This is a genomic window from Janthinobacterium silvisoli (genome assembly GCF_014200725.1).
GTDB lineage: Bacteria > Pseudomonadota > Gammaproteobacteria > Burkholderiales > Burkholderiaceae_D > Janthinobacterium.
Genome location: NZ_JACHCL010000002.1, coordinates 98989 through 115922 on the forward strand (window position 1 = coordinate 98989; position 16934 = coordinate 115922).

A 16934-nucleotide genomic window follows, 5' to 3' on the forward strand; every position below is an offset into this window, starting at 1 on the left:
CGATTTTGTAAGCTTGGCGTAAGTTTCAAGCAAGCCTGACGTAAGGTTCGGGGAACACACTGCCTTGCAGCTGTTGCAAGAATGGTCAAAATAGACCTCGGCAACGGTTCCATAAATGGTTCACCATAAACAGGGAGACAAAACCATGGCATCATCACCCGGCTCGGCCGACGTGCGGAAGGTTTCTACCAAGGGAACGCCGATCACACCCGAGGAACGCAAGGTCATCTTTGCATCCTCGCTCGGCACCGTTTTCGAATGGTACGATTTTTATCTGTACGGCTCACTCGCTTCCATCATCGCCAAGCAATTCTTTATCGGCGATCCCACCACCACCTTTATTTTCGCGCTGCTGGCCTTTGCCGCCGGCTTCATCGTGCGCCCATTCGGCGCGCTGGTGTTCGGCCGCCTGGGCGACATGATCGGCCGTAAATATACCTTTTTGATCACCATCCTGATCATGGGCGGCTCCACCTTCATCGTCGGCTTGCTGCCCGGCCACGCTTCGATCGGCATTGCGGCGCCCATCATCCTGGTTTTCCTGCGCATCTTGCAGGGCCTGGCGCTGGGCGGCGAATATGGCGGCGCGGCAACTTACGTGGCCGAACATGCGCCGGAAGGCAAGCGCGGCGCCTTCACGGCCTGGATCCAGACCACTGCCACCCTGGGCTTCTTCCTGTCCTTGATCGTGATCCTGGGCACCCGTTTGGCCACCGGCGAGGCGGCGTTTGAGGCATGGGGCTGGCGCGTGCCTTTCCTGGTTTCCATCGTGCTGCTGGGTATTTCCGTCTGGATCCGCCTGGCCATGAATGAATCGCCAGCATTTGCCAAGATGAAAGCGGAAGGCCGCACCTCGAAAGCGCCGCTGACCGAAGCGTTCGGCCGCTGGAAAAACCTGAAGATCGTTATCCTGGCCCTGATCGGCCTGACCGCCGGCCAGGCCGTGGTCTGGTACACGGGCCAGTTCTACGCCCTGTTCTTCATGACGCAAACCTTGAAAGTGGACTTGGCCACGGCCACCATCCTGGTCGCCATCGCGCTGCTGCTGGCCACCCCATTTTTCCTGTTCTTCGGCAGCCTGTCGGACCGCATCGGCCGCAAATACATTATCCTGGGCGGCTGCCTGATCGCCGCGGCGACCTACTTCCCCATTTTCAATGGCTTGACGCACTTTGCCAACCCGCAGCTGGAAGCGGCGCTGAAGAACTCGCCTGTGGTGGTAGTGGCTGATCCTGCATCCTGCCACTTCCAGTTCAACATGACGGGTACCAAGAAGTTCCCATCGTCGTGCGATATCGCCGCCGGTTTCCTGTCGAACAGCTCGGTGAACTACACCAAGGAAGAAGCACCAGCTGGCAGCATCGCCAAGGTACGCATCGGCAGCAAGGAAATCACCTCGTTCAACGCCGTCATGACGGCCGACGGGCTGAATTTCGACGCCGACAGCAAGGCCCACGAAGCAGCGCTCAAGAAGGAAATCGGCGCCGCTATCAAGGAAGCGGGCTACCCTGCCAAGGCTGATCCTGAGCAGATCAACAAGCCGATGGTGGTCTTGCTGCTGTTCATCCTGGTGCTGTATGTCACGATGGTCTACGGCCCGATCGCCGCAATGCTGGTGGAAATGTTCCCGACCCGCATACGCTACACCTCGATGTCGCTGCCCTACCATATCGGTAACGGCTGGTTTGGCGGCTTGCTGCCCACCACGGCTTTCGCACTGGTGGCCTTCAAGGGCGATATCTATTATGGCTTGTGGTATCCAATCATCGTGGCCCTGGCCACGGTGGTGATCGGCACTCTGTTTGTCGGCGAAACCAAGGATAACAATATCTACGCCGACGATTAAGTTCATGCAGATGCCCCGGCCGCAAGGCTGGCGCTGCAAAGCAAAACGCCGCTGAAACTCTCAGCGGCGTTTTTTATTGGAAAGAGGTTTATTTGCCTGCAGAGGCCGTGCCCTGTTGCCGGCCGCGCTGCTGCACGTATTCCTGATAACTGGTCTGGTTACGTTTGCGGCAAGCGTTGCGGTCATCAAAGTTATTGAGACTGTTGCAATATTCACCGATCTTGTCCCGATTCGCGTCATACAGCACTTCGCAGCCGGTGGTGGCTAACAGACAGCTTAAGATCAGATATTTCATTGCATCTCTCATAGCGGGTTGTGAACACATGGCAAAGACTATCAACTTGCCAGCTTGATAAACCGGCGACTCAATCTTAACGCGATCTGGCCGTTCCCGACAAGCCTGGCAGCATTACTTACTGGAAAGGCTGTGGGGAAAGCGATGCCGGGTCCTCATCGCGCAGCAAGGGATTTCCGGCCGCAAACGCCGCCAGGTGCTCCAGCAACACCCGCACCCTTGCAGGTAAATAGCGCCGCTGGGGCCAGACGGCGTAGACATGGCGTGGCAAGGGCATCCATTCGGGCAGCACCCTCACCAGCCTGCCATCTGCCACGGCATGACGGCATTGCAGTAGCGGGCACAGCAAGATACCTATGCCCGCCTCGGCCATGTCGACGGCCAGCCGCATTTCATTGACGCGCAGCCGCGCCTGCGGTTGCAGCACCATCTCTGCCCCATCACCGGGGCGCCGCAAGCGCCAGCTGCGTAAAGGCTCGGCCACGATCAGCTCATGGCGCTCCAGGTCCAGCAAATTGTGCGGCACGCCAGCCCGTGCCAGGTAGGACGGTGCGGCCACCATCACCAGCGAGGCACTGCCCAGGCGGCGCTGCATCAGCGAAGAATCGTCGAGCGAGCCCACGCGGATGGCCATGTCGGCGCCGCTGACGACCAGGTCCTGCAGCCGGTTCGACACTTCCAGTTCCAGCTGGATATCGGGATATTGCTGCATGAAACTGACCCAGGCCGGCGTTAGCAAGCCACTGGCAAAGTCAACCGGCGCCAGCACGCGGATGCTGCCCGAGACGGCCGACAGGCTGGCGTCGAGCTGCTGCGTGGCCTGGCGCAAGGCATGCACCAGGGGCCGGCATTGTTCATAGTATTGCCAGCCTTCCGCCGTCGGCTGCAAGCGGCGCGCGCTGCGGTTCAGCAAACGGTAGCCCAGCTGGCTTTCCAGTTTTTGCAAACGGCGCGTGACTGTGGCAGGCGGCAAGTTTTCCTTGGCGGCCGCCGCGTTCAGGCTACCGGCCTCCACGATGGTCACGAACAGGGCGAGATCGTCGAGCATGATTTCATTCCTGGAATTTGAAATTAAAAATTTGACTCTAGCATAGATTATCGCAAGTCTTTACGCTGCAATCTTCTCAACTGAACAAGAAAGAAAGACCATGTCCGACGCCATGCGCCTGCGCTTAGTATTTTCCCTGATGATGTCATTCGTGATGAGCCTGCTGATGAGTGCCTGGGTCACCTGGCTCAATATCGGCCTGCATCCCGACTTCATGCTGCGCTGGCGCCACGCCTTCCTGGCCGCCTGGCCGGTGGCGTTCACGGTCGTCATCCTGTGTGCACCCACGGTGCAAGGACTGAGCCACAAACTGATCGGCAAGCTGATCAGTAAATAAGACGGCGGTGACGTGCCGGGGTAGGCTATGCTACGGCTTTTACTACGGAACTTGCCCATGCTCGATCATGTTTCCCTCACCGTTAGCGACCTGGTGCGCGCCGAACGTTTTTATGACGCCATCTTCGCCGCGCTGGGCGTAGTGAAGGTCGGTAGCGAACACAGCGAAGCGTGGATAGGCTACGGCGAGCGCAGCAATGCGGACCACCCCGGACGCAGCTACTTTTCCGTGCGCCTGGGACCACAGCCCGACGATGCGCCACGCCGCCACACCTGCTTCAAAGCCCCCACACGCGCAGCCGTCGACGCCTTCTGGCATGCGGGCGTGCACAACGGCGGTATCGACCTGGGCGCACCGGGTTTGCGCGATTACCACGCCAGCTATTACGCAGCCTTCCTCTACGATCCTGACGGCAACCGCATCGAAGCCGTATGCCACCAGGCAGATAAGTACTAAACAAAGGAATTTCCCCTCTGCCCGGCGTTTCCAGATGGGCACGATTTGCCTATAATGGCTGGCACGCATTCATGAACCTTAAAGGAAATCCATGCCGTCTTTGATCGCAGCGCGCCCCGCGCAGGCCATCCTGCTCAGTTCCCTGAGCCTCTTGCTGTCTGCATGCGCTACCTCTGGCGCCAAGCTCGATACGACGGCCAGCGCCATCCTGCCCGATGCCACCATCGCCTATACCCTGGCGGGCCATGGCAAGCCGGCCGTGGTGTTCCAGTCGGGACTGGGCGATGGCAAGGATGTGTGGGCAGGCGTGCTGCCCGACGCGGCGAAGCACTACACGGTGCTGGCGTATGACCGGCCAGGTTATGGCGCCAGCCCGAAAACCACCGCGCCGCGCGACCCGTGCACGGTGGCAGAGCAGCAACACCAATTGCTGGCAAAGCTGGGCCTGAAGCCGCCGTATGTACTGGTAGGCAATTCGCTGGGCGGCTTGTACCAGTATGTGTATGCGAAACTGTATCCGCAGGAGGTGGCCGGCCTGGTCTTGCTCGACCCCACCCATCCCGACCACTGGCGCCGCATGCAAAGCGATGCCCCCGCCTCGGCCATGGCCATGAAAACCAAGCGTACAGTGATGTTCAATGCCACGGAAACAGCCGAGTTCGATGCTCAGGCGCAGTGCCTGGAACGCATCGATATGCGTACGCCGCCGCGCTCACCGGCCATGCTGCTGGTACGCGGCAAGTTCAGCATCGATGAAATGGGTTCCTATGAAACCATGGTGCATGCACAGGAGAATGACTGGCTGCGCCTGTCCGGCGCGCCCAGGGTCGAGCCCGTCACGGGCGCCGGCGCCGCCATCCAGAAAGACAATCCGGTGATCGTCAACGAAGCGATCAAGACGGTGTTAAAGCAGAAGTAACACTCAAAACAAGGGCAGATGATTCTGCCCTTGTCGTTTTTAGCCAGCAATTCAGCCGTTAAAACCCTTGCCCTCGCCCGCCAGCTTCACCAGCAAAGGCGCCGGGGTCCAGGCCTCGCCATGGCGGCCGCGCGCGTAGCCAGCGATGCTATCGAGCACATTCGGCAAGCCCACCGTATCGGCGTAGAACATCGGGCCGCCGCGGAACAGCGGGAAGCCGTAGCCGGTCAGGTACACCATATCGATGTCCGAAGCGCGCAGGGCGATGCCCTCTTCCAGGATGCGCGCGCCTTCATTGACCAGTGCATACACCAGGCGCTCGACGATTTCCCGGTCGCTGATGGTGCGCCGCGTTACGCCAATCTCGCTGGAATGCTGGATGATCATGGCGTTCACCTGCTCGGATGCATACGCCTTGCGGTCGCCCGGCTTGTAGTCATACCAGCCAGCGCCTGTCTTCTGGCCATAACGCCCCAGCTCGCACAGCAGGTCGGCTGTCTTCGAGTAGGTGACATCCGGTTTTTCCACGTAGCGGCGCTTGCGGATGGCCCAGCCGATGTCGTTGCCGGCCAGGTCGCCCATGCGGAACGGGCCCATGGCAAAGCCGAATTTCTCGACCGCCTTGTCGACCTGCTCCGGCAAGCAACCTTCTTCCAGCAGGAAACCGGCCTGGCGCACGTATTGCTCGATCATGCGGTTGCCGATAAAGCCATCGCACACGCCCGACACCACGCCGGTCTTTTTCAATTTTTTCGATAGTGCCAGCGCGGTGGCCAGCACATCCTTGCCGGTCTGAGCGCCACGGACGATTTCCAGCAGCTTCATCACGTTTGCAGGGCTGAAAAAATGCGTGCCGATCACGTCTTGCGGGCGTTTGGTAAACGCGGCGATCTTGTCCAGGTCCAGGGTCGAGGTGTTCGAGGCCAGGATGGCGCCCGGTTTCATGACGTCATCGAGTTGCTTGAAGACTGCTTCCTTCACCCCCAGTTCTTCGAACACGGCTTCGATCACGATGTCGGCCTGCGCAATATCTGCATAAGCCAGGGTGCCGGACACCAGCGCGATGCGCTGTTCGGCCTTGTCTTGCGTCAGCTTGCCCTTCTTGACCGTGTTTTCATAATTCTTGCGGATGGTGGCCAGGCCCTTGTCCAGCGCTTCCTGCTTGGTTTCCAGCAGAGTTACAGGAATACCCGCATTGGCGAAATTCATGGCGATGCCGCCGCCCATGGTGCCCGCGCCGACAATGGCCGCTTTGGCGATGGTCCGCACCGGCGTGTCGCTAGGCACGTCCGGCACCTTGCTGGCCACGCGCTCGGCAAAGAAGGCGTGGCGCAAGGCTTTCGACTCGGGCGACTGCACCAGCTGCATGAACAGTTCGCGTTCGAATTTCAAGCCATCATCAAATTTCATCGTCACGGCGGCCGCCACCGCTTCCACGCATTTCAACGGCGCCGGGAATGGGCCGGACATGGCTTGCACGGTGTTGCGAGAAAATTGCAAAAAGGCTTCGTGGTTCGGGTAATCGACCTTGCGCTCGCGCACTTTCGGCAGCGGACGCACTTCGGCCACTTTGGTGGCGAAGGCCACCGCGGCCGTCAGCAAGTCCACGCCAGGCGCCGTGACTTCATCGAACAGGGCCGTACCGGCCAGCTTTTCGGATAGCACGGGCGTACCGGAAACAATCATGTTCAGTGCCATTTCCAGGCCCAGCACGCGAGGCAAGCGCTGCGTGCCGCCCGCGCCAGGCAAGATACCCAGCTTGACTTCCGGCAAGGCCATTTGCGCACCTGGCGAGGCCACACGGTAATTGCAGCCCAGCGCCAGCTCCAGGCCGCCACCCATGCATACGCTGTGAATGGCCGCCACCACCGGCTTGCTTGATTGCTCGACCACATTGATCAGGGTATGCAGGGTCGGTTCGGTCAGGGCTTTGGGCGAATTGAATTCCTTGATATCGGCGCCGCCCGAAAAGGCCTTGCCGGCGCCTGTGATGACGATGGCCTTCACGGCCTCATCTTGCAGCGCCTGCCGGATGCCCGCGACAGCGGCCGTGCGGGTCGCCAGGCCCAGCCCGTTGACGGGCGGATTACTCAGCGTAATGACGGCTACGGAGCCATGAACTTGGTATTCGGCGGTCATTGTCTCTTCCTTGTTATATGAGGTTGCATGGGAATGAAGCTTTACTATACCGTAAAAAGTACGCCCGTATTATTTCACTGCCTCCAGAATGACCCTGGTTTGCGCCTGCCCAGCCAGCAGAAGCTATCAAACGGATACCCATTAAGATAATAAAATATTAATTTCAGTAACAAGCTTGCATCGGCTTAAAAACACATGCATTTATCCCAAAATGCGAAGAAAACCACGTGTAAAACATTATTTATGTGCTCCCCTTGTTTTTCACCAATCGCTGGGGAATAATAAAAAATATTGATTCAAATCAATACTCTGCAATTGGTTTACCATAAGGCAGTCCATACGAAAAATAATTCCTGCCGATTAGCGATCAGATATTCTCACCAATTATCACGGATTGATATGTTAATACTATAACATTCTCTCCATTTGTAACGAATCAGCAGTATCAGCATACATCGTTAGTTATTCCTCGACCCCATTGAAGGAAATATTATGGACGCTGCAAGCCATGTCAGTCACTCTCAGGATCTGGACCTACAAGCGATCAATACGGCGCTCAACAGAGTCCAGGCGGTGATCGAATTCGAACTCGACGGCACCATCCTGCACGCCAACGACAATTTTCTGAAAGTGCTGGGTTATACCCTGGCCGAGGTACAGGGCAAGCATCACGCCATCTTTTGCGATCCCGAGTATGCGCAAACGTCGGAATACCGCGACTTCTGGGCCCGGCTGGGACGCGGCGAATTCGACCATGGCGATTACAAGCGCCGCGCCAAGGATGGCCACGACGTCTGGATCAACGCTTCCTACAATCCCGTGTTCGACGCCGATGGCAAACCGTATAAAGTCATCAAGTTCGCCACCGACATCACGGAAAGCAAGCGCCGCAACGCCGAATATGAAGGCAAGGTCAGCGCCATCGGCAAGGCGCAAGCCGTGATTGAATTTGACACGCACGGCGTGGTGTTGGACGCCAATCCGAACTTCCTGGCCGTGATGGGCTATGAACTCGATGAAATCAAGGGCGAACATCACCGCATGTTTTGCGACACCGAATTTGCCAACAGCCCTGATTACAAAAAGTTCTGGCAAAAATTGGCGCGTGGCGAATTCGATAGCGGCCGCTACAAGCGGATCGGCAATCACGGCAAGGTGGTGTGGATACAAGCGACCTATAACCCCATCCTCGACCTCAATGGCAAGCCGTATAAGGTCGTGAAATTCGCCATCGACATCACCGACCAGGTCAACCTGGAAAACAGTATCCAGACCCGCGCCGCCAATGACAGCCGCAAGGTCGACGCCCTGCTGGCCTGCGTGGCGCGCGCGGCGCAAGGCGACCTGACCTGCAATATCACGCCCGAGGGCGACGAGCCGATCGACTTGCTGGCGGGCGGCATCGGCAAGATGATCATCGACTTGCGCGGCGTGATCGGCACCGTGGTGGCCGCCGCCAACGGCTTTGCCGACGCTTCGCATGCGATCGCCGAACGGGCCACCGGCGTGGCCGTGGGCACGCAGGCGCTGGGCGCCACCGTGGAAGAAATGAACGCCTCGATCGATGGCTTGACGTTTTCCATCAATTCCATCGCGGAAAACACCTCCAGCGCCGATTTCCTGGCCAAGGCCACGCAGCAGGAAGCCGAAGCGGGCGCGCGCGCCGTCGCCAAGTCGATCGAAGCGATGGACCTGATCAACCGCTCATCCGAGGACATCGGCGAAATCGTCAAGGTGATCAGCGAAATCGCCAGCCAGACCAATATGCTGGCCTTTAACGCGGCCATCGAAGCGGCCCGTGCAGGCGAACACGGCCTGGGCTTTTCCGTCGTTGCCGACGAGGTGCGCAAGCTGGCCGAACGCTCATCGCAGGCCACCAAGGAAATCTCTAAGCTGATCAACGAGTCGGTCAAGCGGGTCTCCACGGGCAGCGAAATTTCGAAACAGGCCAGCGACGCCTTCGACAAGATTGTCTCAGGTGTCGCCAAGACGACGCTGGCCATTTCTGACATTTCCAAGGCTGCCAACGAGCAATTGCTGACAGCGCGCGAAGTGTCCACGGCGATCCAGTACATCGCCGAGGAAACGGAGAAATCGGCCGCCAACTGCGACAGCATCGCCCGCTCGACCGATGGCCTGAACGAGCGCGCAGGCGGCTTGAACCAGACAGTCTCCGGCTTCGTGGTGTAAGCCATGACGCATGCTCCCGCCCTGACGCCCGAAGTCCTGACGACTTTGATCGCCCTGGTGCGCGAGCATACGGGCATTGCCATGACGCAAAGAAAAAGCATCTTGCTGGAACGGCGCTTGCAGCCACGGCTGCAGGCGTTGTCCCTGCACAGCTATCAGGACTACCTGGACCGCGTGGTGAGCGACCGCGATGAAGTAGCGCATTTCATCGATCTGGTGACCACCAACGACACCCTGTTTTTCCGTACACCGCAGGTATGGGATTATTTTCGCGACCGCTACCTGCCCGGCTGGACCCGTGCCCATCCGGGGCAAACCCTGAAAATCTGGTCGGCGGCGGCGGCCAGCGGCGAAGAACTGTATTCGATCGCCATGCTGTGCGAGCAATTCCAGCAGCAAGTACCCAGCTTTCGCTACCAGATCCTGGCCAGCGATATTTCGCAGCAAATCCTGAACGCCGCCAAGGCAGGCCAGTACAGCGGGCGCTCGGTCGAACGCATCCGCTTGTCGCACCCGGACTTGCTGCGCAAATATTTCACGGCCTCGCCGTATGGCGTGCAAGTGAATGAACAATTGAAGCACAACGTCAGCTTTGCGCTGCACAACCTGCTCGAACCGCTGCGGCCCGCGCAACGTTTTGACGTGGTATTCCTGCGCAATGTGCTGATTTATTTCGATGCCGAGCACCAGGAAACGGTGTTGCGGCAGGCGCGCCATAGCCTCAAGGATGATGGCCGGCTGATCCTGGGCGAATCGGAAACGATCGCCCGCCTGGGCACTGGCTACCAGTTCGAGTTTCCCATGATCTATAAAACAGGTGATGCATGATGCAGACGATGACGACTGGCGGCGGCCGCGCCCGCGCGCCGCGGCAGGAACACTTGCAGCAGGTGGCCATGGGCCAATTGAGCGTTGGCACGCATGAAGAGCAGCTGCAAGCCTTGCTCGGTTCCTGCATCGGCATCGGCTTTATCTGGAAAAAAGGCGGCTGCTGCGGCCTGGCCCATTGTCTGCTGCCAGAGGCGCCCGCAGGTGGAAGCGCAGGCGAACGCAGCGTGGGCGCCCGTTATGTGAGCCAGGCCGTGCCTTCGCTGCTGCGCCTGATGGGTGCGCGGGTAGCCGACTACCCAGACATCGAAGTGGTGCTGGCCGGTGGCGCCAGCATGTTTGGTCCCAGCACCAGCCAGAGCCGCTTGCAAGTGGGCAAGAAAAACGTGGAAGCGGCGCAGAAATACCTGGAACAGTGCGGCTTGCACGTGAGTTTTTGCGCACTGGGCGGCCGGCGCGGGCGCCAGTTGCTGATCGATTGCGCCCACCACAGCTACGCCGTCACCGAAGTGGCAGCCGATGAACCACCGGCACGCGTACGCAAGGGGAGCCCGTATGGACATTGAAGCGGCCACCGTGCAAGCCCCAGCGCGCAATGATGCCAGCACGGAACTGTTCGGCTCGTTTTTCCTCGGCGACGATGAATTCGCCCTGCCCGCCAGCTGCATCCGCGAAGTGGTCAACTTCCCCGACAAAATCACTGCCCTGCCCCTGTCGCCGACCTACCTGGAAGGCATGTTTACCTTGCGCGGCAGCGTGATTCCGGTGGTCAACCTGGCGCGGCTGTTTCACGCCGATGCGCCGCCCGCCGCGCGCAGCCACAAGATCGCCATCCTGGATTTTCAGCAGGTGCTGGTCGGCATTTTGTTTGCCGACACGGGCGAAATCCTGCGCGTGCCCGCCGCGCAACGCAGCGCGCTGCACTATGCGGCCGGCGATACGCACGCCGTGATTGCCGGCACCATCTTGCTAGACGGCGGCGCGCGCCTGCTGCAAGTGCTCGACCCGCAAGCCCTGATCCGTATCGAAAACGTGCCGCATGTGCTGGCGCGCCAGGCTGGCGCTGGCAAAGCAGTCAATCAACTCATCAACGACCGCTATCACGCACAAAGCGAGCGGCGCCAGTGCGTCAGCTTCCACGCGGCCGGCTCTACCTTTGCCTTCGAGATGGGCGCCATCCAGGAAATTATCAGGGTGCCTGAGCTGCACAGCTCGGTATTGAATAGCGAACTGTGCCTGGGCCGCATCCATTTCCGCGGCAGCCAGGTGGCGGTGGTCGATTTCAGCGCGCTGCTGCATGCCTCCACGGCGAACCGCCCAGCCACGGCGGAACAGCGCATTATCGTGGTGCGCCTGGAAGACGCCACGGTAGGTTTCCTGGTCGACTCAGTCGATAGCATCGTGCATTTCTTTGGCGACGAAGTGCTACCGATACCGTTGCTGAGCAAGGCCCGCGCCGCCATGTTTGCCGGCTGCATCACAAAACAGGGCCTGGGAGACATTATCTTCCTCGATCACCGGCAAATCCTGTCGCAAGCGGAAATTGTCGAGATGCGTCAGGGCCACGCGCGCCTGTATCCAGCCCAGGAAGAAGCGGCCAAGGCCAGCGGGCGCAAGATCCAGCGCCAGGTCTATATCACTTTCACGGTGGAAAACAGCTTCGCGGTGGAAATCAAGCAAGTGCGCGAAATCATCGATTTCAGCGGCGCCATCACCAAACCACCCGGCATGCCGCCGTTCATGCGCGGCATCCTGAACTTGCGCCAGCAAATGATCAGCATCATCGATCTGCGCCAGCTATACGCGATGGCGCCCTTGGCTGACGAAAGCGCCGCCAAGATCCTTATCATCGAACGGGGCGAAGACCGCTATGGTTTCCTGGTCGATGCGGTGGACAATATCATGACCATTTCCGACAGCCAGCGCTTTGCCGCCCCGCAAATCATCCGCACCGGCACGCACGACGACTTGCGCAGTGAAATGGACGAAATGATCGACATCGGCAGCAAGGAAAAACCACAAACCCTGAGCGTATTCCGCTGCGACCATTTGCTGGAAAAACTGGCCCAGGCGCTGCCGCGCGCGGCCTGAGCGCCAAGCTTTACAGGCCCGGCAGCTGATGCCCCTTGAACTGCTCGCGCAGCTTGTTCTTTTGTACCTTGCCGGTGGCGCCCATGGGCAAGGCGTCGACAAACAGCACGTCGTCCGGCGTCCACCACTTGGCGATCTTGCCTTCAAAAAATTGCAACAAGACATCGCGTTCAACCTTCATGCCAGGCCGCAAGACCACCACCAGCACGGGCCGCTCGTCCCATTTTGGGTGGAACAGGCCGATGCAGGCAGCCTGCAGCACGGCCGGGTGGGCCATGGCCAGGTTTTCCAGGTCGATCGTGCCGATCCACTCGCCACCTGACTTGATCACGTCCTTGCTGCGGTCGGTAATCTGCATATAGCCATCCGCATCGATGGTGGCCACGTCGCCGGTGGGAAACCAGCCATCCTGCAGCACATCGCCGCCTTCCTGCTTGAAGTACGAAGAAATGATCCACGGCCCTTTTACCAGCAAATGGCCATAACTGACGCCATCCCACGGCAATTGCTTGCCCTCGTCGTCGACGATCTTCATGTCCACGCCATAGATCGCATGGCCCTGCTTGTGCAAGATCTTGCGCTGCTCTTCCTTGCTCATGGCAAGGTGCTTGGTTTGCAAGCCGCCTGTGGTGCCCAGCGGCGACATTTCCGTCATGCCCCAGCCGTGTATCACTTCCACGTCGAACTTGTCGATCAGGATATCCATCATCGCCGGCGGACAGGCCGCACCGCCGATCACCGTGCGGCGGAAGGTAGAAAATTTCAAGTCATTCTGCAAGGCATGGTTCACCAGGCCCAGCCAGACGGTGGGCACGCCGGCCGAAAACGTCACGCCTTCCGACTCGAACAACTCGTACAGCGACTTGCCATCGAGCGCCGCGCCGGGAAACACCATGCGCGCGCCCGACAGGGGTACGGAATACGGCAAGCCCCAGGCATTTACGTGAAACATGGGCACGACAGGCAGGACCGTGTCGGTGGCGCGCACATTGAGCGCGCTCGGCATGGCCGAGGCATACGCGTGCAGCACCGTCGAGCGGTGCGAATACAGAGCGCCCTTGGGGTTGCCGGTAGTGCCCGAGGTGTAGCACAGGGTGGCGGCCGAGTTTTCATCGAACAGCGGCCATTCATACTGATCGGAATGGCTGGCGATCAAGTCTTCATAGCACAGCAGGTCTGGAATGCTGCTGGCCGGCATGCGGTCGCGGTCGCACATCAGCACAAAATGGCGCACCGTCTTGCAATCGGCGGCGATTTTTTCCACCACCGGCAAGAAAGTCAGGTCGAACAGCAATACCTGGTCTTCCGCATGGTTGGCAATATAGGCGATCTGGTCGGGAAACAGGCGCGGATTGATGGTATGCAGCACAGCGCCCGAACCGGAGGCCGCGTAATACACTTCCATGTGGCGATAGCCATTCCAGGCCAGGGTCGCCACCCGGTCGCCCATCACGACACCGAGGCCGCGCAAGGCATTGGCCAGGCGCCGCGTGCGCTGGTGGCAATCGTGATAAGTGTAGCGGTGCAGATCGCCTTCCACCCGGCGCGACACGATTTCACTGCCCGCATAATGGCGCGCCGCAAACTCGAGAATGCTGGAAATCAGCAGGGGCTGATTCATCATTTGGCCCATCACTGGACTCTGTGGAAAGCTCATCGTGTCTCCTCTGGTTAGTATATTTTCATGCAGTTTCGTACGGTCGTGCGTAAACGGTCAACGGATTTCGATATTGCGGTGCAGCATGGAATATTTCATTCCGTTTTTTGCAATGTTTTTAGTCAACGTAAGCCGTCCATTCCACGCCTGAAAAAGCACGCGGCGATACGGTGCGGTAAAATCTCCGCTCTGGGCCGGCACGATCGCCGGTGCACTTTTTGAATGGAATCATCATCACCGCTCATAACCTTCCCCTGGACAATCACTTCGCGTCCCTGCCGCCCGCGTTTTACACGCGCTTGATGCCTACGCCGCTGCCTGCACCCTACTTCGTGGCGGCCAGCGCGCAAGCTGCGGCGCTGGTCGGGCTCGATAGCGCGTGCCTGGCCGAGACCGATTACGTAGCACTGCTCAGTGGCAATAGCGTGGCCGAGCGCTCTTTGCCGCTGTCGGCCGTGTATTCGGGCCACCAGTTCGGTAACTGGGCCGGCCAGCTGGGCGATGGCCGCGCGATCTTGCTGGGCGATATCGCCACGCCAACTGGTCCCATGGAATTGCAGCTGAAAGGCGCCGGCGCCACGCCGTATTCGCGCATGGGCGACGGCCGCGCCGTGCTGCGCTCGTCGATCCGCGAATTCCTGTGCTCGGAAGCGATGGCGGCGCTCGGCATTCCTACCTCGCGCGCGCTGGCCATCATGGGGTCGCAGCAAGGCATCATGCGTGAAACGGTGGAAACAGCGGCCGTGGTCACGCGCATGGCGCCCAGCTTTGTGCGCTTCGGTTCTTTTGAGCACTGGTTTTACCGCAAGAAGCCGGAAGAGCTGAAAATACTGGCCGATTATGTACTCGCCAGTTTTTATCCGCAATTGCGCGATGCAGCAAATCCATATCAAGCCTTGCTGACGGAAGTGTGCGTGCGCACGGCCGAGATGATCGCCCACTGGCAAGCGGTCGGCTTCATGCATGGCGTGATGAACACCGACAATATGTCCATCCTGGGCCTGAGCCTCGATTACGGCCCCTTCGGCTTCATGGAAGCGTTTGATGCCGAACACATCTGTAACCACACGGACCAGCAGGGCCGCTATTCCTATGGCAACCAGCCGCAAGTGGGCCACTGGAATTGCTATGCGCTGGGCCAGGCCCTGTTGCCGCTGATCGGCGAAGTGGCGTTAGCGCAGGCGGCGCTGGACAGCTACCAGCCGGCATTCGCCGCGAAGATGAGCCAATTGCTGCACGCCAAGCTCGGTTTGCTGACCGTGCAAGACGACGATACGCAGCTGTGCGACGGCATGTTTGCACTGATGCAAGCCAACCATGTGGACTACACGAACTTCTTCCGCGCCCTGGGCAATCTGCAAGTGGGCGCGCCGGAAGCAGACACCCAGTTGCGCGACATGTTTATCGACCGCCCTGCGTTCGATGCCTGGGCACAGCAGTACCGTGCCCGCCTGCGCGCGGAAAACAGCGTGGACGCCACGCGCAAAGCCGCGATGGACAAGGTCAATCCAAAATATGTGCTGCGCAACTATCTGGCGCAAGTCGCCATCGAAAAAGCCCAGCAGCAAGACTACACTGAAGTAGCACGTTTATTGGCGATTCTGGAAAAGCCATTTGACGAACAGCCTGAACACCAGCACTATGCGGCCCTGCCGCCCGACTGGGCCAGCCATCTTGAAGTTAGTTGCTCATCCTGAGGTATTACCATGACCATCGAAAAAGTCAAAAAAACCGACGCCGAATGGCGCGCCATGCTCGACTCCATGCAATATCAAGTCACCCGCCACGCCGCCACCGAACGCGCCTTCACGGGCAAGTTCTGGGACCACCATGAACACGGCATCTACACCTGCGTCTGCTGCAATACGCCGCTGTTTGCGTCCGACACCAAGTTCGATTCCGGCTGCGGCTGGCCCAGCTATTTCAAGGCGCTGGACCCGGCCAACGTCACGGAAATCGTCGACCGCAGCCACGGCATGGTGCGCACGGAAATCGTCTGCGCCGTCTGCGACGCCCACCTGGGCCATGTATTCCCGGACGGCCCACCGCCAACCGGCTTGCGCTATTGCATCAATTCGGCATCCCTGCGTTTCGATCCACAGCCCTAAGCCCGCTCTAAGGCGATTTTTATACGACCATAGTAAAGTGTCACCATGAAATTTTTATTCGACCTCTTCCCGCTGCTCGCCTTCTTTGCCGCCTTTAAACTGGGCGGCATGTATGAAGCCTCCACGCATGCCTTCGTTCAGCAATATCTTGGCGGCATCGTCTCGGGCGGTCTCATCAAGGCCGAACAAGCACCATGGGTACTGGCTACCCTGGTCGGCATCATCGCCACCGCCTGCCAGGTCAGCTATCTGCTGCTGCGCGGGCGCAAGGTCGACGGCATGCTGTGGCTGTCGCTGTTCATCTTCGTGGTGTTTGGCGGCGCCAGCATTTATCTGCATGACGATTTCTTCCTGAAATGGAAACCGACCCTGATCTACTGGCTGTCGGGCCTCGGCCTGTTGATCGCGCATTTTGGCTTCAAGAAAAACATGATACGCAAGACCATGGAAGCGCAGGTGCAATTGCCTGAAGCGGTGTGGAATCAATTGCTGGCAGGCTGGATCATTTTCTTTGGTGCCATGGGTGCATTGAATCTGTTTGTCGCTTTCGTACTCTACAAAGGTGACATGGCGGCCTGGGTCAGCTTCAAGGCGTTTGGCGCGACCGGCATTTTCTTTGTCTTTATCGTCGTCCAGACCTTGTTCCTGGCTAAACATATCAAGGAAGAAGCGTAATGACGAACAACAGCGTAAATAACTCTCCGGAAACGCGCATGGAACGCATCCGTGGCCGCCTGGAAACGGCATTATCTCCATTGGAATGCGTGCTGGAAGACGATTCGGCACGCCACCGCGGCCATGCGGGCGCCGCCTCTGGCGGTGGCCATTACAATCTGCGGATTATTTCTAGCCAATTTGAGGGCCTCAGGCTCGTCATGCGTCATCGTCTGGTGTATGATTCCGTGCACGATATGATGCATAATGAGATACATGCATTAGCTATTGTTGCATTGGCGCCGTCCGAAGTATGATATGGATGGCGTTTTTGGCGTAGCAAGAGTATTTTGGCTGACGCAACAA

At 59.0% G+C, this 16934-nt stretch carries 16 protein-coding genes; 12 read left to right on the forward strand and 4 right to left on the reverse strand.

Annotated elements, in window-relative coordinates:
• The first annotated feature begins 145 nt into the window (after positions 1-145).
• Positions 146-1846, forward strand: a complete 1701-nt coding sequence (locus tag HDE75_RS10570; RefSeq protein ID WP_183677881.1) for an MFS transporter — start codon at positions 146-148, stop codon at positions 1844-1846.
• A gap of 88 nt (positions 1847-1934) precedes the next feature.
• On the opposite strand, the gene HDE75_RS10575 is transcribed toward HDE75_RS10570, so the two are convergent.
• Entirely contained in the window at positions 1935-2141 is a 207-nt protein-coding gene (locus tag HDE75_RS10575) for a hypothetical protein (protein ID WP_183677880.1), read from the reverse strand.
• 118 nt (positions 2142-2259) lie between these two features.
• On the reverse strand, positions 2260-3189 hold the full coding sequence (locus tag HDE75_RS10580; RefSeq protein WP_183677879.1) for a LysR family transcriptional regulator: 930 nt from the start codon (positions 3187-3189) through the stop codon (positions 2260-2262).
• Positions 3190-3289: 100 nt separating this feature from the next.
• Here HDE75_RS10580 and HDE75_RS10585 point away from each other — a divergent pair, with 100 nt between their 5' ends.
• From HDE75_RS10585 to HDE75_RS10595, 3 genes are all read left to right on the forward strand, one after another.
• Complete coding sequence (locus HDE75_RS10585) at positions 3290-3526, forward strand: DUF2798 domain-containing protein (protein WP_183677878.1); 237 nt, start codon at positions 3290-3292, stop codon at positions 3524-3526.
• A gap of 57 nt (positions 3527-3583) precedes the next feature.
• Positions 3584-3982 (forward strand): VOC family protein, encoded by a 399-nt coding sequence (locus HDE75_RS10590; protein ID WP_183677877.1) that lies wholly within the window; start codon positions 3584-3586, stop codon positions 3980-3982.
• 91 nt (positions 3983-4073) lie between these two features.
• A complete protein-coding gene (locus HDE75_RS10595) occupies positions 4074-4901 on the forward strand; it encodes an alpha/beta fold hydrolase (protein WP_183677876.1) in 828 nt (275 codons plus the stop codon).
• Positions 4902-4952: 51 nt separating this feature from the next.
• Here HDE75_RS10595 and HDE75_RS10600 read toward each other — a convergent pair whose 3' ends face one another.
• Entirely contained in the window at positions 4953-7040 is a 2088-nt protein-coding gene (locus HDE75_RS10600; RefSeq protein WP_183677875.1) for a 3-hydroxyacyl-CoA dehydrogenase NAD-binding domain-containing protein, read from the reverse strand.
• Between the two features lie 492 nt (positions 7041-7532).
• Here HDE75_RS10600 and HDE75_RS10605 point away from each other — a divergent pair, with 492 nt between their 5' ends.
• Genes HDE75_RS10605 through HDE75_RS10620 form a run of 4 tightly spaced genes read left to right on the forward strand, consistent with a single transcriptional unit; the run spans position 7533 to position 12149 of the window.
• The gene (locus tag HDE75_RS10605) at positions 7533-9230 is read left to right on the forward strand and encodes a methyl-accepting chemotaxis protein (protein ID WP_183677874.1); all 1698 of its coding nucleotides are present in this window, start codon (positions 7533-7535) and stop codon (positions 9228-9230) included.
• Between the two features lie 3 nt (positions 9231-9233).
• Entirely contained in the window at positions 9234-10058 is an 825-nt protein-coding gene (locus tag HDE75_RS10610; RefSeq protein WP_183677873.1) for a CheR family methyltransferase, read from the forward strand.
• The gene (locus HDE75_RS10615; RefSeq protein WP_260173945.1) at positions 10055-10624 is read left to right on the forward strand and encodes a chemotaxis protein CheD; all 570 of its coding nucleotides are present in this window, start codon (positions 10055-10057) and stop codon (positions 10622-10624) included. The genes HDE75_RS10610 and HDE75_RS10615 overlap by 4 nt, the downstream gene beginning before the upstream one ends.
• A complete protein-coding gene (locus HDE75_RS10620) occupies positions 10614-12149 on the forward strand; it encodes a chemotaxis protein CheW (protein ID WP_183677872.1) in 1536 nt (511 codons plus the stop codon). Before HDE75_RS10615 ends, HDE75_RS10620 begins: the two co-directional genes overlap by 11 nt.
• A gap of 10 nt (positions 12150-12159) precedes the next feature.
• On the opposite strand, the gene HDE75_RS10625 is transcribed toward HDE75_RS10620, so the two are convergent.
• Positions 12160-13806 carry a 3-(methylthio)propionyl-CoA ligase gene (locus HDE75_RS10625; protein ID WP_260173946.1) on the reverse strand — a complete coding sequence of 549 codons (1647 nt, stop codon included), beginning with the start codon at positions 13804-13806 and terminating at the stop codon, positions 12160-12162.
• A 218-nt stretch (positions 13807-14024) separates the two neighbouring features.
• Here HDE75_RS10625 and HDE75_RS10630 point away from each other — a divergent pair, with 218 nt between their 5' ends.
• From HDE75_RS10630 to HDE75_RS10645, 4 genes are read left to right on the forward strand one after another with little or no spacing between them, the layout of a single operon-like run.
• Positions 14025-15503, forward strand: a complete 1479-nt coding sequence (locus HDE75_RS10630; RefSeq protein ID WP_183677871.1) for a protein adenylyltransferase SelO — start codon at positions 14025-14027, stop codon at positions 15501-15503.
• Positions 15504-15512: 9 nt separating this feature from the next.
• On the forward strand, positions 15513-15914 hold the full coding sequence (gene msrB / locus HDE75_RS10635; protein ID WP_183677870.1) for a peptide-methionine (R)-S-oxide reductase MsrB: 402 nt from the start codon (positions 15513-15515) through the stop codon (positions 15912-15914).
• A gap of 45 nt (positions 15915-15959) precedes the next feature.
• Positions 15960-16589, forward strand: coding sequence for a septation protein A (locus tag HDE75_RS10640; RefSeq protein ID WP_183677869.1), 630 nt, complete (start codon positions 15960-15962; stop codon positions 16587-16589).
• Entirely contained in the window at positions 16589-16885 is a 297-nt protein-coding gene (locus HDE75_RS10645) for a BolA family protein (RefSeq protein ID WP_183677868.1), read from the forward strand. Before HDE75_RS10640 ends, HDE75_RS10645 begins: the two co-directional genes overlap by 1 nt.
• Positions 16886-16934 lie beyond the last annotated feature (49 nt).